The organism is Pseudomonas sp. H11T01, assembly GCF_048515765.1.
In the GTDB taxonomy this organism is placed as follows: Bacteria; Pseudomonadota; Gammaproteobacteria; order Pseudomonadales; family Pseudomonadaceae; genus Aquipseudomonas.
In genome coordinates, this window is record NZ_JBLYED010000002.1 from 80,698 (window position 1) to 106,879 (window position 26,182).

Below are 26,182 nucleotides of genomic sequence, written 5' to 3' on the forward strand. Positions count from 1 at the left end.
CCGGATTGATGTACTGGAATATGTGCCCACTGGGGCTGGAACTGAGTGTTTTCAGAGGGGGGCGCGGCAAAAGCCAAAGAAAGACTTTTCTCTGGACGAAAAAAATGGACCTCTTTTCAGAGATCCATTTTTTAATGCTTGGAGCGGGAAACGAGACTCGAACTCGCGACCCCGACCTTGGCAAGGTCGTGCTCTACCAACTGAGCTATTCCCGCGTCTTGGTGTGGCGCATTCTATAGAATCCAGAAGCCCCGTCAACCCCTTGATTCAAAAATGTTTTATTTCTTTTCCGTGGTGGTCTTGAGATGCGGCCAAGCCGCTCGCAAATATTGCAGCATGGACCACAACGTCAGCCCCGCGGCAATCAGCAGCAGCGCATAACCCACCAGGACCCAGAAGCTGAAGTCCGAGGGGTTGGCCAGCAAAATAACCAGCGCCAACATCTGTGCGGCGGTTTTCCATTTGCCCATGTTCGAGACGGCAACATGAGCGCGGGCTCCAATCTCCGCCATCCACTCTCGCAACGCAGAGACTACGATTTCGCGGCCAATGATCACCGCTGCCGGTAACGTGAGCCACAAATTGGCATGTTCTTGCACCAGCAGCACCAGCGCTACCGCCACCATCAACTTGTCGGCCACCGGGTCAAGAAATGCCCCGAACGGTGTGCTTTGTTCCAGGCGACGAGCCAGGTACCCATCCAGCCAGTCTGTTGCAGCGGCAAACGCAAAGACTGAACTGGCCGCCATGTAGCTCCATTGGTACGGCAGGTAAAACAGCAAAATGAAGATCGGGATGAGCAGTACGCGTAAGACGGTGATCAGATTAGGGATATTCATCGGCACAACTGGCTACGAGGTGAGTTGGCATTCTACTCGCTGTGCAGGTTTGCATAAATCAACTCAGCGAGCTTTTTACTGATCCCCGGTGCTTTGGCGATCTCTTCGATGCTGGCACGAGACAGCTCCTGCAATCCACCAAAATGTTTCAGAAGATCGCGCCGACGTTTAGGTCCAACCCCTGCGACCCCTTCAAGCGTTGACGTACGACGGGTTTTGCCACGTCGCGCGCGGTGCCCGGTAATAGCGAAACGGTGAGCCTCGTCACGTATCTGTTGAATCAAATGCAGTGCCGGGGAGTCGCCACGCAAGGTGAATTCATGGGCGGCGTCATTGAGGTAAAGCGTCTCGAAACCGGCCTTGCGCGTCGCCCCTTTGGCGACACCCAGCAAAATCAGGTCAGGCACCGCGAGCTCATTGAGCACGTCTCGAGCCATGGACAGCTGGCCTTTACCGCCGTCCACCAGAAGAATATCCGGTAGCTTGCCCTCACCCTCCTTCAGCTTGCTGAAGCGCCGGGTCAGCGCCTGATGCATCGCCGCATAGTCATCACCCGGCGTCACGCCTTCAATGTTGTAACGGCGATAGTCAGACTTGATCGGGCCTTCAGGACCAAAGACCACGCAGGAGGCCACCGTAGCCTCGCCGCTGGAGTGACTGATGTCATAACACTCGAGCCGTTGCGGCGACTCATCCAGCTTCAGGACTTCAGCCAGCGCCTCAAACCGCGCGGCGACATGTTGGCGGTTGGCCAAACGCGCGCTCAATGCCTGTTCGGCGTTGGTCACGGCCAGTTGCTGCCAGCGTGCTCGTGTCCCACGAACCCTGTGACTGATGGTCAGCTCACGACCGCGCAGCTCTTCGATGGCCGCAATCAAGGTCGGGAAGTCTTCATGGACGACGTTGACGATCAACTCGCTCGGCAAGTCCCGCTCAGGACTGCTGATGAAATACTGGCCGAGGAACGCCGCCATGACCTCGGCCACCTCCTCTTCAATACCGACTTGCGGAAAGAAGTTCTTGCTGCCCAGTACCCGCCCGCCACGCACACTGATCAGGTGCACGCACGCGCCTCCCGGATTGACGAACGCAGCGATCACGTCCACATCACCGGTACCACCTTCCATGCTCTGCTGATCCTGAACCCGTCGCAGCAGGGAGATCTGGTCACGCAGTTCGGCGGCGCGTTCGAAGTCGAGCGTACTCGCTGCCAGCTCCATGCCACTGGACAATTCGTCAGTCAGGGCATTGCTGCGGCCTTCGAGGAACATCACCGAATGGCGCACATCCTCAGCATAAACCTCAGGCTCGACCAAGCCGACACATGGGGCCTTGCAACGCTTGATCTGGTATTGCAGGCACGGCCGCGTACGGTTCTTGTAATAGCTGTCTTCACACTGGCGCACAAAAAAGGTTTTCTGCAGCAGGCTCAAACTTTCACGAATCGCACCCGCACTCGGGTAAGGCCCGAAGTATTTGCCCTTCTGCTTTTTGGCGCCACGATGGATGCTCAGGCGCGGAAAATCACCCTCCGACAGGAAAACGTACGGATAGGATTTATCGTCGCGCAACAGAATATTGTAAGGCGGCCGCCACTCTTTGATCAGCGTCTGCTCAAGCAGCAACGCCTCGGTTTCATTGGCGGTGATCGTGGTTTCGATCTGAGCGATGCGCCCCACCAGAGCGGCGGTTTTCGGTGCCAGACCGGTCTTGCGAAAGTAACTCGCGAGGCGTTTTTTCAGGTCTTTGGCTTTACCGACATACAGCAGGCGAGCATCGCTGTCGAACATGCGATACACACCAGGACGCCCACTACAGGTCGAGAGAAAAGCACTTGGATCAAACAGGTCAGTCATTTTCAGAGGCTGGCATCAACCATGCCGTGTCGGACCGCCAACAACGTCAACTCGACATCGCTGCTGATCGAGAGCTTCTCGAAAATGCGGTAACGGTAGGTATTTACGGTTTTCGGAGACAGGCACAATTTGTCGGAAATGATCTGAACTTTCTGACAGCCAACGATCATTAACGCGATTTGAATTTCCCGTTCTGAAAGCACGTCGAACGGGGAGTCGCTGGTCGGCTGAAACGACTTGATCGCCAGCTGCTGCGCAATTTGCGGGCTGATGTAGCGTTGCCCCGCGAACACCAGGCGAATGGCCTGAACCATTTCCGCCAAGGCGGCGCCCTTGGTCAGATAGCCCGCGGCACCCGCCTGCAACAGGCGCGTGGGGAACGGATCCTCTTCACACACAGTGACGGCAACGACCTTGATATCCGGATGACTGCGCAACATTTTACGCGTGGCTTCCAGACCGCCGATCCCAGGCATCTTGACATCCATCAGTACCACATCGGGCTTCAACTCCCGCGCCTTGAGCAGGGATTCTTCCCCCGACTCGGCCTGGCCAACCACTTGCAGTCCATCGATGTCGGCCAGCATCCGTGTAATGCCTGTACGAACGAGATCATGGTCATCGACCACTAGCACCCTAATCAAGCAGACACCTCGCGATATGGTCTTATTGGTTGCCGGACACCTTAGCAAAAACCGGCGGGCAGACCTAGTTGCAAGTGTCATTAAAGAGTATCAATACGCTATGAGCGCCTGCCGAGCGACAGGCGCAGACCACTTATCCTGGTCAATCAGCGTTCGTATGACTCAATCTTGTGTTTCAACGTGTGGGCAATGGAAAACTCTGCCAGCGTCATCGTCAATCTGCGAATCGCGTCCTGATCTTCCTTGAAGAGCGCCCGATAGCTACCCAATACCTTCTCTTCCATCTGGCTGAGATTTTCGATCAGCGTCGGGGTCGGATTTCCCGTCAATACATACAGGATGTCCACGCCCTTCTCGGCCACTCTGGACAAATAATCTGCTTTGGGCGCGCGTCCGCCATTTTCGTATTTGCCTTGCGCGTTAGCTTCAACGCCTCCGATTTCGCCAAAAACTTTCTGCGACAATCCAAGTCGCTCTCTTTCCTGTCTCAACCGCGAACCGATTCCACTCATTTGGATGTATGATCCCATTTTATGCACCCCTCGGGGTGCCACACCTGTTGCTCATTGAACATTATTGAACGGTTTTGAACTATGCCCGGTATTCGCACTGCCGCACAAGCCAAGGCTTGGCTGGAACATCAAGGTAAATCCGTTCAACAATTTGCTCGTGAGCATGGTGTTGATCCGGCCACCACTTATCAAGTGCTCGCTGGGCGCAAGAAGGGACGGCGTGGAGAGGCCCACAAGGTGGCGGTCCTGTTGGGCATGAAAGATGGTGTCATTTTGACGGACACCGAGCAGCAGGGTCTGGAGCAGGTCTGAAAGGTCAGTATGCGCTTAATCGAGAGCAGCGCTCGATTTACTCAAGATACTGTCCTGACCATTACAACGCGTCATGCCACGCAAGCGGGGAAAACACGCGCTGCATGAAGCGGCTATGGCGCAGCGGAGCACATTCGCTCCATCCTCAAGAAACAGTCCTCTTCACCCACAACGCTCAATCCCATCCGCTGGTACAGGACTTGTGCCGGATTATTCTTGAATACCGTAAGACGCAACGAAGAACGCCGCTCTTCGCGAGCCATCGAAAACACCTGTTCGATAGCCCAGCTTCCAGCCCCCTTACAGCGGTCGGTCTTGATGACGTGCAATTCACGAATGTACAAAGCCTTCGCGTCGCGACTCAGGCTGAGAAAGCCCAGCACTGAATCGCCTTGGCAAATCAGCCAGTTCTCCCGACCAGCCCACGCCACGTCAAACGCTTCATCCTGCCACCGAAGATCGTGCTGAATGTAATAGCGCAGCATCGTCTCGCGGGTCAGTTCTCGAGCGAAGCACAGGTCTGCTGATGAGGCAGGACGTAACTCAAAGACCATATTCACCCCTCAGACATCCGGCACAGCCACAACCTGGCCAACCCATCCATCTGCGTCTCGGCGAGCGAGCACCATCACGTCACCCGTGCCTGACGCTGCGACAATCAGTTCGCCGTTCGGTGCCCAGATGGCGCTACGCCCTGCCGACTCCCAGCCGCCAGTCGCACCGCCGTGGTTGGCCATCAATACCGTCATCGAATGTTCGCCAGCGTAGCCCTGCAACAAGGCGGTATCCGGGGCATAACCGTTTTCCGTGATCAGCACGCCCGCGGCGTAGACGTCCGCGTTTGAATCCGCAGCTTGCTGTGCATGACTGGCATGGGAAAAATCGGCGCAGACCGCCAGAGCGACCTTATCGTTACCCATAGCCAACATCGAGCCACCCGAACCCGGGGCAAACGCCACCTCCTCTCCCGGGTGCAGATGCTGCTTGCTGTACACCCCAAGCGAGCCATCGGCGGCCAGGACCAAGGCGCCAATCAATACATCCGAACCCACTGACAGCCGAATCGGCATGCCGACGACCGCAGTCACGCCAACTTCCCGGGCAAAGTCCCGCAAAGGCTGCAGCACTGCGTCGTCTGGCAGCACCGCCAATTCGGCGGCCAGGCTGCGCTCGTAGCCGGTCAGCGACAACTCGGGAAACACCAGCAGCTGCACGCCGTGCTTGGCAGCGATCTCGATAAAGCGCATATGCCGGGCGATATTGGCTTGAAGATCACCGGCAATGGAGATCGATTGAGCAGCGGCGATGGTCAATGTCGTCATGTATCGTCCTTGCTGACAGATTTTCTGGAAGAGCATTAAGTGTGTCACAAAGCGTCAACCCGCTTAAGTCATAGAAACCGGCCCAGGCTCCCAATAGAATTTTCTGATTGAACCCCCGTGCCCGCCTCTAGTAAGCTCGGGGCATTCATCGGAGACACACCATGTTGCCTACCCTCTCACCGCTTCGTCACACCGCCAGCGCCCTGCGCTCGGTTGCGGCTGCGCGAGTGAGCAACGTCTGTGCACCGGTCAGCTTTTATTTTGGGTATTGGTTTAGCCACTGGCGCGCCTGATACCCACACGGCGCCCACTTCTACGGGTCGCCACTTGAGAATTCTCAACCCCCGGTCGGCTTCCCGACCGGGGGTTTTGTTTTTTCAGCCCCACACATTTTTAGCGTCACCCAAAACGAATCGAGGAATCACGACATGAACTACGCCACCTATTACCGCTACGACACCTTCACCGCCTGGCGATTTACCAGCCTCCGCTCGGGACAGCCTGCCGCCTCCGATCGGTCACCCACAGGTGGCAAGCACACACGCGTAGCCAATCCGGCCAACTGTCGAACACCCCAGTAGGGCCGAGCGTGCGGGAACGAACCCGCCGCCAGCCCAGGAAGCCCGAATATGAACTCGTCCGTCTCTGCTCTGCCGCTGTCCACCCTGACCTCTGCCAATGAAGCGTTGACCTTGCGTCTACCCAGCTCATTGGAGCTCAAGCATCAATTGCCGCTCAACACGGCCCTGACCCAGCAAGTCACCGACCATCGTCAAGCGGTGCGCGCGATCCTCAACGGTGAAGACTCCCGTCTGTTGGTCATCGTCGGCCCCTGCTCTATCCACGACCCGCAATCGGCACTCGAATACGCCGGTAATCTCGCCAGACTGGCTGCCGAGGTCAGCGATGAGATGCTGTTGGTGATGCGCGCCTACGTCGAAAAACCTCGTACTACCGTCGGCTGGAAAGGCCTGGCCTACGACCCACGCCTGGATGGCAGCGATGACATGGCGGGTGGTTTGACCTTATCCCGTGAGTTGATGCGCGAAATGCTGCGCCTGGGTTTGCCCATTGCGACCGAGTTGCTGCAGCCGATGGCCGCTGGCTACTTCGATGACTTGCTGAGTTGGGTCGCCATCGGTGCGCGCACCACTGAGTCGCAAATCCACCGGGAAATGGCCAGTGGCCTGAGCATGCCGGTTGGCTTCAAGAACGGCACCGACGGTGGCGTCGCCATCGCCTGCGACGCCATGCGCTCGGCGGCTCACCCTCATCGTCACTTCGGTGTCGACAGCCAGGGGCATCCGGCGATCATTCAGACAGCGGGCAACCCGGACACTCACCTGGTGCTGCGCGGCGGCCATCGCGGTCCGAACTACGACCGCCAAAGCATCAGCCAGGTACACAACGATCTGAGAAAACTGGCCATCCCGACGCGGATCATGGTCGATTGCAGCCACGCCAATAGCGGCAAAGACCCGTTGCGTCAGCCGGCGGTGTTCGCCGATGTGCTCGAGCAGCGCTTGCAAGGTGACCACTCGCTGATCGGCATGATGCTTGAGAGCCACCTGTTCGAAGGGTGTCAGCCCCTGAGCAAGTCCCTGCGTTATGGGGTTTCCGTGACCGATGGCTGCCTCGGCTGGGATGCAACGGAGCACCTGTTGCATCAAGCGGCGCAACGGTTGCGCTCCTCCAGATCAATGCGCCACGTGGGCGCCTGAAAGCCGCGAACATTACCTGCCGCCATCCATTGGCTCGTCACGCTGCAACTGTGCAGCGTGACGGTGTTGCCGATTGCAGCATGGAGTGCGAAGTGCCCCGCTTTCTTTATTCCATTCTCATCAGCACACCGCGGCTTTTTCATACACTGCAGCGTGATAGGGCTGCACTAGAGTGAGGAGACAAATCAAACACATTCAAGGATTGAATATGCAACGGAATGCAACGACTCAATATCCCATCTTGCTGGTCCATGGACTTTTCGGCTTTGAAAGCATTGGCAACATCGCCCTCTTCCACGGCATCAAGCAAGCGCTGAGACAGGCCGGAGCTCGGGTTTTTATCCCCTACCTGTCCGCCACCCACAGCAACGAACTGCGCGGCGAACAATTACTAGCGCAAATCGATCGGGTGCTGGCCGGAACAGGCGCGGCCAAAATCAACGTGATCGGCCATAGCCAGGGCGCGCTGGCCGCCCGTTATGCCGCCGCGATGCAGCCGAAAAAGGTCGCGTCGGTCACCTCCGTCAGCGGTCCGAATCATGGCTCCGAACTCGCTGATTACCTGCGTAAGGCATTGATCCCTGATCGTTTGCCGGAGCACGTGGCGGCAACTGTCGCCACCCTTTTTGCCGAATTTCTGTCACTGCTTAGCGGCCACCCACAGCTCCCACAAAACGCGATTGCAGCACTCAATGCGCTGACCACCGAAAGTGTCGGTACGTTCAATGACAAGTACCCGCAAGGTCTGCCCAACACCTGGGGCGGCACCGGCAAGGAACTGGTCAACGGTGTGCGCTATTTCTCCTGGAGCGGCATCCTTAAAGGCAGCCTTGTCGACGAAGGACCTAACCTGTTCGATCCGCTGCACAGCCTTTGCAGGGCTTTCTCCAGGTACTTCACCACCGAAGCGGAGGAAAACGACGGTTTGGTCGGCCGTTACAGCTCGCACCTGGGCACAGTGATCCGCTCCGATTACCCCCTGGACCATATGGACACGATCAATCAGACGGCCGGTCTGGTGCGCAAAGGTGTTGATCCGGTTGACCTCTATGTCCAGCACGCCGAACGCCTGAGAAACCTTGGCTTGTAATGCCGTGATACGCGCTTCCAACCGCATGACCCAGAGATGGCACACCGACAGTACGTCCGGTCATTGAACTTTGGCGAGAAATAGCCCACAGAATCCGGTAGGCTCCGCACTTTATTGAAAGTTAAATGGAGAATTTCCCATGGCCAAAGCCACTGCCCGCCACATCCTCGTTGCCGACGAAGCCAAGTGCAACGAACTGAAAGCTCAAATCGAAGGCGGCGCTGACTTCGCTGAAATCGCCAAAGCCAACTCCACTTGCCCGTCGAGCCGTCAGGGCGGTGATCTCGGTTCCTTCGGCCCAGGCCAGATGGTCAAGGAATTCGACGCCGTGGTCTTCAGCGCACCAGTCAACACCGTGCAAGGCCCGGTTAAAACCCAGTTCGGTTATCACCTGCTGGAAGTGACCAGCCGTCAGGACTGATCAATCCGCGATTTTGTTTAAACAACGGCCCGCCTTTTGGTGGGCCGTTGCGTTTGAGCTACATTATTGTGGCTGGCGAGCGATACGCGGGTAGCGTACAAATTGTACTCATCGATCACCCGGCTCTTAAGGCTGACAATGCGACTGGTTTTCCCCTCATTAATGTTCACCGCATTGGCCCTGTTGCTGAGCGTCACGGCTGCGCATGCCGCACCGCAACATGCGTTGACGGTGTATGGCGAACCGGCCAAATACCCCGCCGGCTTCAGTCACTTTGCCTATACCAACCCACAAGCCCCCAAGGGTGGCAGCATGCGTCGCTCGGCGATCGAGATCGGCCACTTCGATCATGTGTTGCCGTATATCGACAAGGGCATCGGCGTATCGCAACTCGATGGTTTGATCTACTCGCCGCTGGCCCAGCGCTCGCTGGATGAACCCTACACGGTGTACGGCCTGGTGGCGCAAAAAATGGAACGGGCCGACGATGGTTTGTCGCTGCGCTTTTATCTGAACCCCAAAGCCCGCTTCGCCGACGGCACGCCGATCACCGCCGAGGATGTGCGCTACACCTATGACTTGCTGATGACCCAGGGCAGCTTGCGGTATCGCACCCAGTTCGCCGATGTCAAAGGCGTCGAAGTGGAGTCACCACGCACCATCCGCTTCGACTTCAAAAGCAATGAAAACCACACCCTGCCCCTGGACATTGCGACCTTGCCGGTGCTTCCCGAGCATTGGTGGAAGACTCGCGACTTCGCCAATGGCGGCGGCTATGAGGCCCCGTTGGGCAGCGGCCCGTATCGCGTCAGCAAGATCGATTCCGGGCGCAGCATCACGTTTGCCCGCAACGCCGACTGGTGGGGTAAAGACTTACCCGTCAGCCGCGGACTCTACAACTTCGATCGTTTCAGCATCGAGTACTTCGGCGACACCGACGTCGCTCGCCAGGTGCTACGTGGCGGCGCTTTCGATTACAACCGAGAGTTCTCTGCCACTGCTTTCTCCATCGGTTACGACAGCCCTGCCCTGAACGACGGCCGTCTGCAAAAAGCCCATCTGGCCAAAGAAGCACCACAGCCGGCCCAAGGCTTTGTGTTCAACCTGCAAAACCCGATGTTCCAGGACCGCCGGGTGCGGCAGGCGCTGGCCATGCTTTGGGACTTCGAGTGGAGCAACCGGCAAATGATGCGGGATACGTATGTCCGCCAGCAGAGCTTCTTTTCCAACACCTCGCTGGCCGCCAGAACGCTTCCCGATGCTGACGAACTGGCGATCCTCGAGCCGTTGCGCGGGAAGATTCCCGATGAAGTCTTCACTCAAGTATTTGAAGCGCCGAAGACCAACGGCAGTGGCCTGATTCGCGACAAACAACTGCAGGCACTGGCCTTGCTGGAAGAAGCCGGTTGGAAGCCGGACGGCGACCAGCTGGTCAACGCTGCGGGGGAACCCCTGAGTTTCACCTTCCTTAACGGCCAGGGCGGCTTCGAGCGTCTGCTGTTGCCCTACAAGCGCACCCTGGCGCAAATCGGCATCACCATGGACATTCGGCGCATTGACTCCTCGCAATACGTCAACCGCTTGATGGCCCGTGACTACGACATGATCGTCACCGGCTACTCGGTCACCACCTCGCCGGGCATGGAGTTGTATATCTACTTCGGCTCGGCCTCGGCCAATGATGCCGGCTCCAATAACTACATGGTCCTGAAGGATCCGGCGGTCGACACGTTGATTAGCGGGCTGGTCAAAGCCACGACTCAGCCAGAGATGCTGAGTTATGCCCATGCACTGGACCGCGTACTACAGTGGAATTACTACTGGATCCCCAACTACTACCCGCCGGGCTCCGCCACTGTGTGGTGGAACCGATTCGGCATTCCGGCAGTGCAAGCCAGCAATGACGAAGCCATCGAGAGCTGGTGGGAGATGAGCCCTGTACCGCTGACCAACGAGCAGATGGCCGCCGAGCGCATCAGCCGTGGTAAACCCGGAGGGCCGCATTGATGCTGGCTTACGTACTGCGGCGCTTGCTGCTGGTCATCCCGACCCTGGTGATGATTCTGTTGGTTAACTTCGTCATCGTCCAGGCGGCACCCGGTGGCCCGGTGGAACAGGCCATCGCCAAACTGCAAGGGATCGGCGGCGCAGGCATCGGTGCTTCCGGTGACGCCATGACCGGCCGTTCGCGAGCCAGCCGTGGCCTCGATCCGCAGCTGATCAAGGACATCGAAAAGCAATATGGCTTCGACAAACCGGCACATGAACGCCTGTGGCTGATGCTCAAAAGCTATGCCCGGCTGGACTTTGGCAAGAGCTTCTTTCGCGGCGCGACGGTCACCGATCTGATTCTGGACAAGATGCCGGTGACTATCTCCCTCGGGCTCTGGGCAACGCTCATCACCTATCTGGTGTCGATCCCGCTGGGGATTCGCAAAGCGGTTCATCACGGCAGCCACTTCGACATCTGGACCAGCACCGCGATCATCCTTGGTTACGCCATGCCGGCGTTTCTGTTCGCCATGTTTCTGATCGTAGTGTTCGCCGGTGGGACCTCATTGAACTGGTTCCCGGTGCGTGGCCTGGTCTCGGATAATTTCGAACAGCTATCGACCCTCGGCAAGATCGCTGACTACTTCTGGCACCTGGTGCTACCGGTCACCGCTCTGGTGATCGGCGGCTTTGCCTCGCTGACCATTCTCACGAAAAACTCGTTCCTCAATGAAATCACCCGTCAGTACGTGGTCACCGCCCGCGCCAAAGGGTTGAGCGAGCGCCGGGTGCTCTACGGCCATGTGTTCCGCAATGCCATGTTGCTGGTGGTCTCCGGGATTCCTCAGGCGTTTATCAGCGTGTTTTTCGCCGGTTCCTTGTTGATTGAGGTGATCTTCTCCCTCGACGGCCTGGGCCGCATGAGTTACGAAGCGGCCGTTTCGCGGGATTACCCGGTGGTGTTCGGCTCGCTGTTTATCTTCACCCTGTTCGGCCTGCTGATAAAACTCGTCGGTGACCTCTGCTACACCCTGGTCGACCCGCGTATCGACTTTGCCGCGAGGAATGCCTGATGTTCAGACTCTCGCCGTTGGGCCGTCGACGTTTCGAACGATTCAAGAAAAACCGCCGTGGCTGGTGGTCACTGTGGCTGTTTATCGGCCTGTTCATCCTGACATTGGGCGGTGAACTGATCGCCAACGACAAGCCGCTGGTGGTCAGCTATCAGGGTTCGTTGTATTTCCCGGCATTCAAACGCCACACCGAGCAGGAGTTCGGTGGTCAGCTGCCGTTCCAGGCCGACTACCGCAGCGATTACGTGCAGCAACTGATTCGCAAGGACGGCGGCTGGCTGCTGTTCCCGCCGATCCCGTTCAGCGACGACACACCCAACTACGACCTCAACCAGCCGGCCCCCAGCCCGCCGACGAAAGTGAACTGGCTCGGCACCGACGATCAGGCGCGTGATGTCTTGGCGCGGGTGATTTTTGGCGCCCGGGTGTCGATTCTGTTTGCGTTGGCACTGACCTTTATCAGCGCACTGATCGGCATCGCCGCCGGCGCCTTGCAGGGCTACTACGGCGGCTGGGTCGATCTGTTCGGCCAGCGGCTTTTGGAGGTCTGGTCGGGACTGCCTGTGCTGTACCTGCTGATCATACTGTCAGGCTTCGTCGAGCCGAATTTCTGGTGGTTGCTGGGGATCATGGCGCTGTTTTCCTGGTTGGCGCTGGTGGACGTGGTGCGTGCCGAGTTCCTGCGTGGACGCAATCTGGAATACGTCAAAGCCGCCCGCGCCCTCGGCCTGACCGACCGCAAGGTGATCGTGCGGCACATCCTGCCCAACGCCATGAACGCCACCTTGAGCTACTTGCCATTCATTCTGACCGGGGCGATTTCCACCCTGACCGCACTGGATTTTCTCGGCTTCGGCATGCCTGCCGGCAGCGCCTCGCTGGGCGAGCTGATCGGCCAGGGCAAACAGAATCTGCAAGCACCGTGGCTGGGGTTGACGGCGTTTTTCACCCTGGCGTTGATTCTTTCGTTGCTGGTGTTTATCGGCGAGGCACTGCGTGATGCGTTTGATCCACGATCTTGATCCACGATCTTCAAGCGGACTGTTGATATGAGTGACAACCTGATTGAAATCCGCGACCTCAGCGTGGCCTTCAGCGGCCAGATCGTGGTGCGCAACCTGTGCCTGGATATCCGTCCCGCAGAGTGCCTGGCGCTGGTGGGCGAATCGGGCTCAGGCAAATCGGTGACCGCCCATTCGATCCTGCAACTGCTGCCCGATAGCGGCACGCACACATCAGGCAGCATTCGCTATCGCGGCCAGGAACTGTTGGGGGCAGATTCCAGCGCCCTGCGACAACTTCGCGGCAATCGCATTGCGATGATTTTTCAGGAGCCGATGACCTCCCTCAATCCGCTGCACAGTATCGAAAAGCAGATCGGCGAAACCCTGTTGGTGCACAAAGGCCTGGGCGGCAAAGCCGCACAAACACGGATCATTGAGTTGCTGGAACTGGTGGGTATTCACAATCCCCTGGAACGGCTCAAGGCCTACCCGCATCAGCTCTCCGGCGGCCAGCGGCAACGGGTGATGATCGCCATGGCCCTGGCTTGCGAGCCGGAACTGCTGATCGCCGACGAACCGACCACAGCTCTGGACGTGACCGTGCAGCGCAAGATTCTGCTGCTGCTCAAATCCCTGCAAAAGCGTCTCGGCATGTCATTGCTGCTGATCAGCCACGACCTCAATCTGGTGCGCAGCATTGCTCAACGGGTTTGCGTGATGCGCGCTGGAGAAATCGTCGAGCAGGCGGATTCCGAAACGCTGTTCACCCAGCCCAAACACCCCTATAGCCGCGTGCTGCTGAATGCCGAGCCGGAAGGTGAAGCCTTGCCTCGGGATGAGCGCGAAGCGGTGTTGCAGGTCGAGGACCTCAGCGTGGTATTCCCGTTGAGCGGCGGACTGTTTCAGCGCAAGACCTGGCTGCGCGCCGTCGACGGCATCAGCCTTAGCCTGCAGCGCGGCAAAACCCTGGGCATCGTCGGTGAGTCCGGTTCCGGCAAGTCGACCCTCGGCCAGGCGATTCTCAGGCTGCTCGACTCCGAAGGCAGCATCCGCTTTCAAGGACACGCACTCGATGGCCTGACCCAGAAGCAACTGCGGCCCTGGCGCAAACAGATGCAGGTGGTGTTTCAGGACCCGTTCGGCAGCCTCAGCCCACGGATGTCAGTGGCGCAGATCATCAGCGAGGGTCTGGAAGTGCACAGCCAATCGACGGCTGCCGAATGCGAAGCCCAAGTCATTCGGGTGCTCGAAGAAGTCGGTCTCGACCCACAAAGCCGCCATCGCTATCCCCACGAATTTTCCGGCGGCCAGCGCCAACGCATCGCCATCGCCCGGGCTCTGGTGCTTAAACCGGCGCTGATTCTGCTGGACGAACCGACCTCGGCACTGGACCGCACGGTGCAAAAACAAGTGGTCGCCCTGCTCCGCCAGCTTCAGGAAAAACATGGTCTGACCTACCTGTTCATCAGCCATGACCTGGCGGTAATTCGGGCACTGGCCCACGACATGATCGTGATCAAGGACGGCAAAGTGGTGGAAAGCGGTGCCAGCCATGAGGTATTCGATGCGCCGCAGCATCCCTATACCAAAGAACTGTTGGCCGCCGCGCTCCCGCATTCGCCGCCGACCCTGTAACCTTGAGCACATCGCAACCCAATTCCTTATCCGGACGTCACATGAGCCCTAACGCAGAACTCTATAACCCCTCCACCGACTATGCCGACAAGCTGATCACGCGCATCGGCCAGACACCGACCTGGATCGCCAAACGCATCGGCGTCACCGACAAGCGTATTCGCTACATCCTGGAAGGCTCGCGCACCGTCAAAGGCGAAACCACCCTGATCCAGATGACCTATACCGAGCAGTTCGCCCTTGAGTGCCTTGCGGCCGAGGCCAGCGCCAACAAGAAGAAATAGCGTTTAAGCGCTGACTGCCATTGAGACCGCCCATGAACGACACCGAAAGCCTCAGGGATTACCAGCGCGTTCGTCTGCTGGCGATCCGCTCGTTGTTCGAGATCATCGAACAGTCCAGCGAAGGCACGGTGATCGTTGACCGCGATGCCAACATTGTCTGGATGAATGAGCGCTACGCCCGACGTTTTGGCCTTGAGTCGGCCGAGGTGGCCATCGGTAAACCCTGTGAAAGCGTGATCCCCGGCAGCCTGCTGCGTGATGTGGTGCGCACGGGCCGGCCGATTCTGCTGGACATGCAGGACACCCCAAAAGAACCGCTGGTGGTGATGCGCCTGCCGATCCATGACGATGCCGGCACCGTCATCGGCGCCATCGGTTTTGCCCTGTTCGATGAGCTGCGCAGCCTGTCACCCATGCTCAAACGCTACATGAGCATGCAGGAAGAGCTGGCGTCCACGCGTTCGCTGTTACGCGCACGGCAGACCAAGTACAACTTCGCGCACTTTATCGGCACCAGCGCCGCCAGCCTGGAAGTCAAACGCCGCGCCCGGCGCAGCGCCAGCGCCGATTCACCGGTATTGCTGCTCGGCGAAACCGGTACCGGCAAGGAGCTGCTGGCCCAGGCGATCCATGGCGCTTCGCCACGAGCGCACAAAGCCTTTGTCAGCATCAACAGCGCGGCGATTCCGGAAACCCTGCTGGAAGCCGAATTCTTCGGTACCGTACCCGGCGCCTTCACCGGTGCGGACCGCAGGGGACGAACCGGGAAATTGCAGATCGCCCAGGGCGGAACCTTGTTTCTCGACGAGATCGGCGACATGCCGCTGCCGCTGCAAAGCAAGTTGCTGCGGGTGTTGCAGGAAAAAGAATTCGAACCGGTGGGTTCCAACGAAGTGATCCAGAGCGATGTGCGGGTGATTGCCGCCACCTCGACCGACCTTCAAGCGGCGATCAAACGCGGCGAGTTTCGCGCTGACTTGTATTACCGCCTCAATGTATTACCGATTCAGGTGCCGCCCTTGCGTGAACGGCTCGACGATCTGCCGGCGCTGAGCGAAGCGATCCTGGAAGAACTGCGCAGCCAGCATGAACTCAACAACGAAGCCCTGGCGCTGCTCGGCCAGCATGCCTGGCCGGGCAATATCCGCGAATTGCGCAATGTGCTGGAACGCGCGGCGCTGCTCAGCGATGACCTGATGCTCAATGCAGCGGATATCCGGGCGGCGATTGGCACCTTCAGTCCAGTGGAACACCTTGCGTCTTCGGCGCTGGAGCCTATGGTCAACGAAAGTTTCAGTGCGGCGAGAGAGCGATTTGACCGGCAGTTGATTGAAACGACCCTCGCGCAATGCGGTGGGAAAGTGATTGAAGCAGCGGCACGGTTGGAGCTGGGGCGCTCGACGCTGTACAAGAAAATGGTGGCGTTGGGGATTGCAGAGTCTCTATAAAGAGACTTTATTCTCTATATTGAGAACCTATTTTTTTGAGCGCTGCGCGCTCATCGCGAGCAAGCCCGCTCCCACACTGGATCTGCGGTGTGCCCTCTATTGAGTGATCGACTCCGGCCTAATGTGGGAGCGGGCTTGCTCGCGATGGCGCCCTCCCTGCCTCACGACATCTCATATTAGAGACAAAACTCTTCACCCCAACTGCAATTTATAAAAATATTCATATATTTCAATAACTTAATTTCATGGCACGAAACTAGCTAAGCCATCAGCCACAAAAGCTTCGCCCTACAAAAATAACAATCCAGGAGACACACCATGAGTGTGATCATTGCCTTGGCAGCCCTCGCGCTGCTGATGCTCGCGGCCTACCGTGGCTACAGCGTTATCCTCTTTGCCCCCATTGCCGCCCTCGGAGCGGTGCTCCTGACTGACCCCTCTGCTGTCGCCCCCGCGTTTACCGGGGTGTTCATGGAGAAAATGGTCGGTTTCATCAAACTGTATTTCCCGGTGTTCCTGCTCGGTGCGGTGTTCGGCAAGTTGATTGAGCTTTCGGGCTTCTCGCGCTCGATCGTTGCCGCAGCGATTCGTTTGCTCGGTACCCGTCAGGCAATGCTGGTGATCGTGTTGGTCTGCGCCCTGCTGACCTATGGCGGCGTGTCGCTGTTCGTGGTGGTGTTCGCGGTCTATCCGTTTGCCGCCGAGATGTTCCGTCAGAGCAATATCCCCAAGCGACTGATCCCGGCGACCATCGCCCTCGGCGCGTTTTCCTTCACCATGGACGCCCTGCCCGGCACCCCGCAAATCCAGAACATCATCCCCAGCACCTTCTTCAACACCACCGCCTGGGCCGCGCCCTGGCTCGGCGTAATCGGCGCTATCTTCGTCTTCTGCGCCGGCATGCTGTTCCTGCAACGCCAGCGCAATAAAGCCCAGCGCAGTGGCGAAGGCTACGGTACTGAACTGCGCAACGAGCCGGAAACCGCTGCAGACCTCAAGCTGCCCAACCCATGGATCGCCCTCTCGCCGCTGCTGCTGGTAGGCCTGATGAACTTGCTGTTCACCCACTGGATTCCACTCTGGTACGGCAAGACCCACACCCTCAGCCTGCCGGGCATGGCCGCACCGGTGCAAACCGAAATCGCCAAGCTCACGGCGATTTGGGCGGTCCAGGCCGCGTTGCTGGTGGGCATCATCATGGTGCTGGTTTTCGGCTTCCAGGCGATCCGTGGCAGGCTCGCCGAAGGCAGCAGGAGCGCGGTCAGCGGCGCGCTGTTGGCGGCGATGAACACCGCATCGGAATACGGCTTCGGTGCCGTGATCGCCTCGCTGCCGGGCTTTCTGGTACTGGCAGACTGGCTCAAGAGCATTCCCAACCCACTGGTCAATGAAGCCATCACCGTGACGCTGTTGGCGGGTATCACCGGTTCGGCGTCCGGCGGCATGAGCATTGCCCTGGCGGCGATGTCCGAAAGCTTTATCAGCGCCGCCCATGCGGCCAATATTCCGCTGGAGGTTATGCACCGGGTCGCGGCGATGGCCAGCGGTGGCATGGACACCCTGCCGCACAACGGCGCGGTAATCACCTTGCTGGCGGTCACCGGCCTGACACACCGTGAGGCCTATAAAGATATTTTCTGCATTACCATCATCAAAACCCTGGCGGTTTTCGTGGTGATCGGCACCTTCTACGCCACCGGCATTGTGTGAGGCATTTATGACGAATCTTACTGGCAAAACCGCATTGGTCACCGGCTCCACCAGCGGCATCGGACTGGGCATCGCCCTGAGCCTGGCCAAGGCCGGTGCCAACCTGATTCTCAACGGCTTCGGCGATGCCAGTGCAGTGATCGCTGACGTCGGGCAGTTCGGCGGCAAGGTCGGCCATCACCCGGCCGATGTGAGCGATCCGGCCCAGATCGCCGAGATGATCGCCTATGCCGAGCGCGAATTCGGCGGCGTCGACATTCTGGTCAACAATGCCGGCATCCAGCATGTGGCCGCCGTGGAAGACTTCCCCGTGGAGCGCTGGGACTCGATCATCGCCATCAACCTCTCATCGGTGTTCCACAGCACCCGTCTGAGCCTGCCGGGCATGCGCGCCAAGGGCTGGGGACGGATCGTCAACATCGCCTCGGTGCACGGCCAGGTCGGGTCGGTGGGCAAGGCCGCTTATGTCGCCGCCAAACACGGGGTGATCGGTCTGACCAAAGTGGTCGGCCTGGAAACGGCCACCAGCAACATCACCTGCAACGCGATTTGCCCGGGCTGGGTGCTGACCCCACTGGTGCAGAAACAGATCGATACTCGCATTGCCGCAGGCGTGGACCCGCAACAGGCGCAACATGATCTGCTGGCAGAGAAACAGCCGTCACTGGAATTCGTCACACCACCGCAGTTGGGTGAGCTGGTGCTATTTTTATGCAGTGAAGCCGGTAGCCAAGTGCGTGGCGCGGCGTGGAATGTCGATGGTGGGTGGTTGGCGCAGTAAGTAGCCATACACTGAGACAAATGATCGTTCCCACGCTCCCGCGTGGGAACGCCTCATTGGACGCTCTGCGTCCGCTCTTGAAGTGACGCGGAGCGTCACGGGCTGCATTCCCACGCAGAGCGTGGGAACGATCTGAAGAGGCAATCCATGTCCGAAATCCTATGGCAACCCAGCATCGAGCGAATCAGCAAGACCCGGATGGAGGTCTTTCGGCGCTTCATCAGTCACCGACACGACCTTGAAATCGCCGACTACCCGGCCCTGCACCAATGGAGCATCGACCGGCGCGAAGACTTCTGGCAGGCCATCGTCGACTTCTTCGACATCGAATTTCACGCATCACCCAGCGCGGTACTGGTGGAAGGCCCGCAGATGCCCAGCGCCCAGTGGTTTCCCGGCGCCACACTGAACTTCGCCGAGCACCTGCTGCGTCGCCGTGACAAGTGCCCGGCGGTGATTGCCATCCGCGAGAACGGTCAGCGCGAACAACTCACCTTCGCCGACTTGGCCAGCCATGTCGCCGGCCTGCAAAAGAGTCTGCAAGCCGCCGGCGTCGGCCTCGGCGACCGGGTGGCCGCCTGCATGCCGAACACTTGGCAAACCCTGGTCGGCATGCTCGCGACCACCAGTCTGGGGGCCATCTGGTCCTGCTCTTCACCGGATTTCGGCACCCAAGGGGTGATCGACCGCTTCGGTCAAATCGAACCAAAAGTACTGATTACCTGCGCCGGCTACCGCTATGCCGGTAAAGAGATCGATCAGACGGCGAAGATCAACGAGATCCTCCAACGCCTGCCGTCGCTACAGCAATTGATCATCGTGCCTTACGCGCAACCGCTGGTACGTGCTGAGGACTTCCAGACCACGGCCAATGTGGCACTCTGGAGTGACTTCTATCAGGCCGGCGGCGAGCCCGAATTCGTCCCTGTCCCCTTCGATCATCCGCTGTACATCCTCTACTCCAGCGGCACCACCGGTGTGCCGAAATGCATCATCCACAGCACCGGCGGCGTACTGCTGCAACACGTCAAGGAGCATGGCCTGCACGTTGACCTGGGTCGCGACGATCGGCTGTTCTACTACACCACCTGCGGCTGGATGATGTGGAACTGGCTGGTCTCGGCGCTGGCGGTCGGCGCCAGCGTGGTGCTGTACGACGGTTCACCGTTTCACCCGCAGCCTGCACGCTTGATCGACCTGATCGACAGTGAACAGATCAGCGTGTTCGGCACCAGTCCCAAGTACCTTGCGGCCCTGGAAAGTGCCGGCGTTCAGCCGCGTCATAGCCACGACCTGAGCAGCCTCAAAGCGCTGCTGTCCACTGGCTCGCCGCTGTCACCGCAGAGCTACGACTACGTCTACCGCGAGATGAAAAGCGACCTGTGTTTATCGTCGATGTCTGGCGGCACCGATATCGTTTCGTGTTTTGTGGCCGGCAACCCGCTGTTGCCGGTGCGCCGTGGCGAGATGCAGGGCAAGAGCCTGGGCATGGCCATCGAGGTGTGGAACGACGCCGGCCAGCCGATTGTCGGAGAGAAAGGTGAACTGGTCTGCACCCGCCACTTCCCGGCCATGCCGATTGGTTTCTGGAACGACCCGCAGCAGGAAAAACTCCGTGCCTCGTATTTCAGCCAGTTCCCCGGCGTGTGGGCCCAGGGCGACTATGCCGAACAACTGCCCCACGGTAGCCTGATGATCCATGGCCGCTCTGACGCTGTACTCAACCCAGGTGGCGTGCGCATTGGCACCGCGGAAATCTATCGGCAAGTGGAAAAACTCGAACAGGTCGTGGAAAGTGTTGCCATCGGCCAGAGCTGGCAGGACGATGTGCGAGTGGTGCTGTTTGTTCGTCTGAGGGAAGGCGTTGTGCTCAATGAAGCGCTCGAGCAGGCCATTCGCCAGGTTATCCGCGCCAACACCACGCCACGGCATGTGCCGGCTAAAATCCTTGCCGTCACCGATATTCCACGCACCATCAGCGGCAAGATTGTTGAACTGGCGGTAAGGGATGTGGTGCATGGGGTGGCGGTGAAAAATACCGACGCACTGGCCAATCCAGAGGCATTGGAGCAGTTTCGGGATCGCGAGGAATTGAAGGTATAAAGATCCGGGCAAATGCCTGAAACAGCGTTTTCGCGGTCATGCCCGACAAACATTCGATTGGATAGAAATAACTCAACCATGCGACTTTTTGAGGTATTAAACGTCTATTGCTTTGAAGCATCGAGATACCGCCGTAAAAACCACACGCTGCACTCGGGGGCCCTTAGATGAACGACTCATCCACCGGCAGTGAAGCCCAGACACTGATTGCACGGCTGGACTGGGCACACAGTCCGCTGGGTAATCCTTCCCACTGGCCGCAAAGCCTGCGCACGGCAGTGGACATCGTGATTCATTCGCCGATGCCGATGTTACTGCTGTGGGGTCCGCAGCTCACGCAACTCTACAACGACGGCTTCGCCCTGTTAGCCGGCCACAAGCATCCGCAGGCGTTCGGACAGCCGACTCACCTGATATGGCCGGAACTCAAAGAATTCACCGACCCCATCTACAAGGCAGTCCTGCAAGGTCAGGTGCGAACCTACAGCGAACAGCACTTTGACCTGCAACACCTTGGTCGTAAGTCCGAACTCTGGCTTGACCTGACCTACAGTCCGATCCGCGACGAACAGGGGCTGGTTGCAGGGGTTCTGGTCACTGCCATCGAAACCAACGAACGTCGCCGGGTCGCGCTGGAACTGAAAATGCGCTCCGAAGCCAGCATCAAGGCTCAGCACCAGTCCGAAGAGCGGCTGCAACTGGCTCTGACTGCCGCAGATGCGGTGGGTACCTGGGACTGGGATATCCGCGAAGACCGCTTTGTTGCCGATGCGCACTTTGCCCAGTTGCACGGCGTCAATCCGGTGCTGGCCGATCAACTGCCCATTAGTGAATACCTGTCCGGCGTGCACCCGGAAGATCGCGGCATGGTTGCCCGCAGCATTAAACACTGCATCACCCACGGTACTGAGTATTCCGAGGAATACCGCCTGCTGCAGCCCGACGGTCAGGTGCTCTGGGTGTTTGCCCGGGGACGCTGCTACAAGGATCACCATGGACGGCCGACCCGATTCCTCGGTGCCGCGCTGGACCTGACCGATCGCAAAAAAATTGAGCAAGAGCTGCGCCAAAGCCAGACCGAGCTGCAACTGATCATCAACGCCATGCCGGTGCTGATCGGCTATGTCGATCAAGAAGAGCGTTTTCGGCTGAACAATGCCGCCTACCTGGACTGGTACGGCATGACCCCGCAAGAGCTGTATGGCAAAACCATTCGCGAAGTGATCGGCGATGAGCTTTACGCCACCCGCGCCGAGCAGATCGCCGCAGCCCTCGCCGGCAAACCTTGCAGCTTCGAGGCTGACTCTTACCACCGTGACGGTCGCCTGCGCCATGCGTTGATGAAGTACCTGCCACGCTACAGTGCCGACGGCTCAATCAATGGCTTCTACATTTTTGTGATTGATGACACCGAGCGCAAACAGACCGAAGCCGCCCTGCGCAACCTCAACGAAACCCTGGAAGAACGTGTCGCCGCGCGGACCCGGGAACTGGCCGAAAGCAACCAGCGCCTGCAAAACGAAATGGTCGAACGCGGACGCGTGGAAGATGCGTTGCGTCATGCGCAGAAAATGGAAGCCGTCGGCCAACTCACCGGTGGCATAGCCCATGACTTCAACAATATGCTCACCGGGATCATCGGCAGTCTCGACCTGATGCAGCGCTATATCGCTGACGGGCGCAGCACCGAAATCGGGCGTTTCACCGAGGCAGCAGTATCGTCGGCCAACCGCGCAGCGGCCCTGACCCATCGGCTGCTGGCGTTCTCCCGGCGGCAATCGCTGGACCGCAAGCCCATTGATCCCAATCAGTTGGTGCACTCGCTGGAAGACCTGCTCAGCCGGACCAATGGCGATCACATCGAACTCAAGCTGCAGCTCGCCGATGAGGTCTGGCCGGTCAGTACCGACGTCAGCCAACTGGAAAATGCCCTGCTCAACCTGGTGATCAACGCCCGCGATGCGATGCCCAATGGTGGCGAGCTGGTGATCGAAACCGCCAACAGTTACCTGGACGGTACGGATATCAGCACCCTGGAACCGGTCAAGGCCGGTGACTACGTGATGATTGGCGTCAGCGACAACGGCAGCGGCATGACCCCGTCTGTATTGGCCAAAGCCTTCGACCCGTTTTTCACCACCAAACCCATCGGCCAGGGCACCGGCCTGGGTTTGTCGATGATCTATGGCTTTGCCCAGCAATCCGGTGGCCATGTGAGCCTTTCCAGCCTCCCGGGCCAAGGCACCAGCGTGCGCCTGTACCTGCCGCGCCTTTACCTTGCGCCAGTGGAGCAAGTCCAGGCAGTCATCCCCCAGGAAACGCCGCCCGCCATTGCCGGTGAAACGGTGGTATTGGTGGAGGACGACCCGGCGGTGCGGATGTTGGTACTCAATGTGCTCGGCGAGCTGGGGTATCACACCCATGAAGCTGAAGACGCCAAGACTGCCCTGCCGCTGCTGGAATCCGACCTGCGGGTCGACCTGCTGGTGACCGATGTCGGTCTGCCGGGCATGAATGGCCGGCAACTGGCGGAAATCGCCCGCCAGTATCGACCCGAACTGAAAGTGCTGTTCATGACCGGCTACGCCGAGAAAGCCCTCGAGCGCCAGGGGTTTCTTGAGGAAGGCATGGACATGGTCGCCAAACCGTTTTCCATCGACCTGCTGGCCAACAAGATCCGTACGATGATCAGCCAGAGAAGCTGAGTTTCGGGCATAATCCCGCGCCCCGCTGACAGCACCGCTTCAAGGTAACTGCCCCATGAAAGCTCAAGCCCGCCATATTCTGGTGAAAACGGCCGAAGAGGCCGAACAACTCAAGCAGCGCATCGCCAAAGGCGAAGCGTTCGATGTGTTGGCCAAAAAATACTCCACCTGCCCCTCCGGCAAACGCGGTGGCGACTTGGGTGAAGTGCGGCCAGGGCAGATGGTTGGGGCCATTGATCAAGTGATCTTCAAAAAACCACTGCGTGTCGTGCATGGGCCAATCAAAAGCAAGTTTGGTTATCACCTGGTGCAGGTGTTTTATCGGGATTGATGGATTGGCCCAAGGGCCCTATCGCGAGCAATCCGACTGCGCAGCAGGCGGCCATTCACTACCTAATCTCTAGGAATTAGCGCCCCGGGAAGTTGAATCACCCGGCTCGCCAATCGATGCCCTGCCTCTGCCGCCTGCACCGGGCTCCCCCCACTGAGCCGGCTGGCCAGATACGCCGCACTGAACGAATCCCCCGCCGCAGTGGTGTCCACCACCCGCTCGACCCGCTGCGCCGGCACTTCAAAATGCTCGCCCTCGCAGTGGATCAAACACGCCTCGGCGCCGCGTTTGAGCACCACTTCCTGGATGCCAATCTGCTCATAGGCGGCAAAAATCGCAGTACAATCGGAAAAATGGAACAGCGCCTGCTCATCATCCACCGTCAGCAATGCCAGATCGACATACGGCAATACCCTGCGATATGCCGCCCGAGCCTCCTCGACCGAAGCCCACAAGCGCGGTCGATAGTTGTTGTCGAAGACAATTCGCGTATCCCGCTGGCGGGCTTCGATCAGTGTCTCCAGTAACTTCTCCCGCCCTTGCACGCCGAGCACCGCCAAGGTAATACCGCTGAAATACAGCACGTCGTAATCCGGCAGTGCCGCCAGAATCGGCGCGGCCGCAGGCGTGGTGAAGCAGTCACGCACCGCCGCTTCGTTGCGCCAATAGAGAAAGCGCCGCTCACCCTGGGCATCGGTCTGGATGCAATACAAACCGGGCAAGCGTCCCGGCAGGCGCTGGACCCTGCTCAGGCCAATGCCTTCGCCCGCCCAGCTCTGGCACATGGCATCGCTGAAACTGTCATCGCCCAGTGCGGTGACGTAATCCACCGTGGCCCCATCGCCCAGTTCGCGGGACAGATAGACGGCGGTGTTCAGCGTGTCGCCGCCGAAGCTTTGTTGCAAAGAGCCGTCGGCGCGTTGCTGCAACTCAATCATGCACTCGCCAATCAGCGCGATGCGCGGGGGGTTGGGGCCGAGGTTGCTGATGGTGTTCATTGTTGTAGGTTCTCAGTCATTCAGGTGTTTCGGTGGCGACTGCAAGGTCGTCATCGCGAGCAAGCCCGCTCCCACACTGGATCTTCTGTGTGCCCACATTTTGTGCTCCAAAGCAGATCTAATGTGGGAGCGGGCTTGCTCGCGATGGCTGCGACTCGGTGTTGAACCTAGAAACAGGTTTCCATGCTTTCGATGACATTCAGTTGCTCATCCACCAAACATCCGGTGCGCCACTTGTCGAAGGTCAGGCAGGGGTGGGAAGTACCAAAGGAAATGATGTCCCCCACGCGCAACTCGCAACCGGGAGCCACAGTCATAAACGCATGCTGATCCATTACCGCGGTCACCTTGCAGGCACTGACATCGTCGCCCTTGGCCGGCAGTACACCGGCCTTGTAACGCAGCAGCGGCACCGGCAAACCGGCGTCGTAAGCCACATCGCGCTTGCCCAGAGCGATCACCGCGAAACCTGGCTCCGGCAGTGACTGCACATGAGCCCAGACCTCCAGCGCCGGTAGCAAACCTTCGTGCAAGTCGCTGCGACGCTCCAGCACGCAGCACTGCGCTTCTTTGTAGATGCCATGGTCGTGGGCCACATAGCTGCCGGGACGCAGCACACTGAGGAAACGTCCGCTGGCGTTCTGGGCTTCAAAGGATTCGGCGATCAGGTCATACCAGGCTGAACCCGACGCCGTGATGATCGGTTTATCGATATCAAACGCGCCGCTGTCTTGCAGCTCCACCGCCAGGCGAACCAACGATGCCGCGAACTCACGAATCCCGCTCACCGCGTGATCGCCGTGGATCACCCCTTCGTAACCTTCAATGCCGGTCAAGGCCAGCGCCGGTTGTGCCTTGATGGCCTTCGCCAGATCCAGCACTTGCTGCTCGCTGCGGCAACCACAACGGCCGCCGACCACGCCGTATTCAATCATCACGTTCAGGCGCACACCGCGCGCGGCGAAAAACGCACCGAGGTCGGCGACGTTGTCCGGATGATCGACCATGCAATGGAAATCGAAAGACGGATCCGCCAGCAACTCGGCGATCAACGCCATGTTCGGCGCGCCGACCAGTTGGTTGGCCATCAGCACCCGACGCACGCCGTGGGTATAGGCCGCACGGGTCTGCACCGCGGTGGCCAGGGTGATGCCCCAGGCGCCCTGCTCCAACTGACGACGAAACAGCGCCGGGGTCATGCTGGTTTTGCCGTGGGGTGCCAGTTCTGCGCCACTGCTGCTGACGAAGTCCTGCATCCAGCGAATGTTGTGCTCCAGGGCGTCACGGTGCAGCACCAGAGCCGGCAGGCTGACGTCGCGCACCAGGTTGACACCGGGTTGGGCGGCGCCCTTTTCCACGGCAGCGATATTCAAGGCAGAAGGCATGATCTAACTCCTCACA

Annotated in this window: 23 protein-coding genes and 1 tRNA gene; 15 read left to right on the forward strand and 9 right to left on the reverse strand. The window is 59.0% G+C overall.

Annotation, left to right across the window (positions count from 1 at the left end; all coding sequences use genetic code 11):
• Positions 1-139: 139 nt before the first annotated feature.
• The 5 genes from ACN1C3_RS02915 to ACN1C3_RS02935 form a co-directional block, all read right to left on the reverse strand.
• Positions 140-215 (reverse strand) — tRNA-Gly (locus ACN1C3_RS02915).
• 63 nt (positions 216-278) lie between these two features.
• Positions 279-839: a CDP-diacylglycerol--glycerol-3-phosphate 3-phosphatidyltransferase gene (gene pgsA, locus ACN1C3_RS02920; protein ID WP_419114288.1), complete on the reverse strand. Its 561-nt coding sequence runs from the start codon at positions 837-839 to the stop codon at positions 279-281.
• Positions 840-871: 32 nt separating this feature from the next.
• Positions 872-2,695 (reverse strand): excinuclease ABC subunit UvrC, encoded by a 1,824-nt coding sequence (gene uvrC / locus ACN1C3_RS02925; RefSeq protein ID WP_419114289.1) that lies wholly within the window; start codon positions 2,693-2,695, stop codon positions 872-874.
• A 2-nt stretch (positions 2,696-2,697) separates the two neighbouring features.
• A complete protein-coding gene (gene uvrY, locus ACN1C3_RS02930; protein ID WP_419114290.1) occupies positions 2,698-3,339 on the reverse strand; it encodes a UvrY/SirA/GacA family response regulator transcription factor in 642 nt (213 codons plus the stop codon).
• Between the two features lie 146 nt (positions 3,340-3,485).
• On the reverse strand, positions 3,486-3,851 hold the full coding sequence (locus ACN1C3_RS02935; RefSeq protein WP_419114573.1) for a helix-turn-helix domain-containing protein: 366 nt from the start codon (positions 3,849-3,851) through the stop codon (positions 3,486-3,488).
• A gap of 81 nt (positions 3,852-3,932) precedes the next feature.
• Here ACN1C3_RS02935 and ACN1C3_RS02940 point away from each other — a divergent pair, with 81 nt between their 5' ends.
• Entirely contained in the window at positions 3,933-4,163 is a 231-nt protein-coding gene (locus ACN1C3_RS02940; protein ID WP_419114291.1) for a DNA-binding protein, read from the forward strand.
• Positions 4,164-4,276: 113 nt separating this feature from the next.
• On the opposite strand, the gene ACN1C3_RS02945 is transcribed toward ACN1C3_RS02940, so the two are convergent.
• Both ACN1C3_RS02945 and ACN1C3_RS02950 read right to left on the reverse strand, forming a co-directional pair.
• Positions 4,277-4,717, reverse strand: coding sequence for a GNAT family N-acetyltransferase (locus ACN1C3_RS02945; protein WP_419114292.1), 441 nt, complete (start codon positions 4,715-4,717; stop codon positions 4,277-4,279).
• A 9-nt stretch (positions 4,718-4,726) separates the two neighbouring features.
• Complete coding sequence (locus tag ACN1C3_RS02950; RefSeq protein ID WP_419114293.1) at positions 4,727-5,485, reverse strand: carbon-nitrogen hydrolase family protein; 759 nt, start codon at positions 5,483-5,485, stop codon at positions 4,727-4,729.
• Between the two features lie 629 nt (positions 5,486-6,114).
• Here ACN1C3_RS02950 and ACN1C3_RS02955 point away from each other — a divergent pair.
• From ACN1C3_RS02955 to ACN1C3_RS03020, 14 genes are all read left to right on the forward strand, one after another.
• Positions 6,115-7,206, forward strand: coding sequence for a 3-deoxy-7-phosphoheptulonate synthase (locus ACN1C3_RS02955; protein WP_419114294.1), 1,092 nt, complete (start codon positions 6,115-6,117; stop codon positions 7,204-7,206).
• Positions 7,207-7,414: 208 nt separating this feature from the next.
• Entirely contained in the window at positions 7,415-8,296 is an 882-nt protein-coding gene (locus ACN1C3_RS02960) for an esterase/lipase family protein (RefSeq protein ID WP_419114295.1), read from the forward strand.
• 139 nt (positions 8,297-8,435) lie between these two features.
• The gene (locus tag ACN1C3_RS02965) at positions 8,436-8,717 is read left to right on the forward strand and encodes a peptidylprolyl isomerase (RefSeq protein WP_419114296.1); all 282 of its coding nucleotides are present in this window, start codon (positions 8,436-8,438) and stop codon (positions 8,715-8,717) included.
• 138 nt (positions 8,718-8,855) lie between these two features.
• Positions 8,856-10,724, forward strand: a complete 1,869-nt coding sequence (locus ACN1C3_RS02970; RefSeq protein ID WP_419114297.1) for an extracellular solute-binding protein — start codon at positions 8,856-8,858, stop codon at positions 10,722-10,724.
• Positions 10,724-11,782, forward strand: a complete 1,059-nt coding sequence (locus tag ACN1C3_RS02975; RefSeq protein WP_419114298.1) for a microcin C ABC transporter permease YejB — start codon at positions 10,724-10,726, stop codon at positions 11,780-11,782. The genes ACN1C3_RS02970 and ACN1C3_RS02975 overlap by 1 nt, the downstream gene beginning before the upstream one ends.
• A complete protein-coding gene (locus ACN1C3_RS02980) occupies positions 11,782-12,804 on the forward strand; it encodes an ABC transporter permease (RefSeq protein WP_419114299.1) in 1,023 nt (340 codons plus the stop codon). The genes ACN1C3_RS02975 and ACN1C3_RS02980 overlap by 1 nt, the downstream gene beginning before the upstream one ends.
• A 27-nt stretch (positions 12,805-12,831) precedes the next feature.
• Positions 12,832-14,421, forward strand: a complete 1,590-nt coding sequence (locus tag ACN1C3_RS02985; protein WP_419114300.1) for an ABC transporter ATP-binding protein — start codon at positions 12,832-12,834, stop codon at positions 14,419-14,421.
• A gap of 41 nt (positions 14,422-14,462) precedes the next feature.
• Positions 14,463-14,705, forward strand: coding sequence for a hypothetical protein (locus ACN1C3_RS02990; RefSeq protein ID WP_419114301.1), 243 nt, complete (start codon positions 14,463-14,465; stop codon positions 14,703-14,705).
• Between the two features lie 32 nt (positions 14,706-14,737).
• A complete protein-coding gene (locus ACN1C3_RS02995; RefSeq protein ID WP_419114302.1) occupies positions 14,738-16,153 on the forward strand; it encodes a sigma-54 interaction domain-containing protein in 1,416 nt (471 codons plus the stop codon).
• A 318-nt stretch (positions 16,154-16,471) separates the two neighbouring features.
• On the forward strand, positions 16,472-17,863 hold the full coding sequence (locus tag ACN1C3_RS03000) for a GntP family permease (RefSeq protein ID WP_419114303.1): 1,392 nt from the start codon (positions 16,472-16,474) through the stop codon (positions 17,861-17,863).
• Between the two features lie 7 nt (positions 17,864-17,870).
• Positions 17,871-18,644, forward strand: coding sequence for a 3-hydroxybutyrate dehydrogenase (locus ACN1C3_RS03005; protein ID WP_419114304.1), 774 nt, complete (start codon positions 17,871-17,873; stop codon positions 18,642-18,644).
• Positions 18,645-18,791: 147 nt separating this feature from the next.
• Entirely contained in the window at positions 18,792-20,747 is a 1,956-nt protein-coding gene (locus ACN1C3_RS03010) for an acetoacetate--CoA ligase (RefSeq protein ID WP_419114305.1), read from the forward strand.
• A gap of 167 nt (positions 20,748-20,914) precedes the next feature.
• Entirely contained in the window at positions 20,915-23,452 is a 2,538-nt protein-coding gene (locus ACN1C3_RS03015; RefSeq protein WP_419114306.1) for a PAS domain S-box protein, read from the forward strand.
• A 55-nt stretch (positions 23,453-23,507) separates the two neighbouring features.
• Entirely contained in the window at positions 23,508-23,783 is a 276-nt protein-coding gene (locus tag ACN1C3_RS03020; protein WP_038611202.1) for a peptidylprolyl isomerase, read from the forward strand.
• A 62-nt stretch (positions 23,784-23,845) separates the two neighbouring features.
• Here ACN1C3_RS03020 and ACN1C3_RS03025 read toward each other — a convergent pair whose 3' ends face one another.
• Both ACN1C3_RS03025 and ACN1C3_RS03030 read right to left on the reverse strand, forming a co-directional pair.
• Positions 23,846-24,781, reverse strand: coding sequence for a sugar kinase (locus tag ACN1C3_RS03025; RefSeq protein ID WP_419114307.1), 936 nt, complete (start codon positions 24,779-24,781; stop codon positions 23,846-23,848).
• 167 nt (positions 24,782-24,948) lie between these two features.
• A complete protein-coding gene (locus ACN1C3_RS03030) occupies positions 24,949-26,166 on the reverse strand; it encodes an amino acid deaminase (RefSeq protein ID WP_419114308.1) in 1,218 nt (405 codons plus the stop codon).
• Positions 26,167-26,182 lie beyond the last annotated feature (16 nt).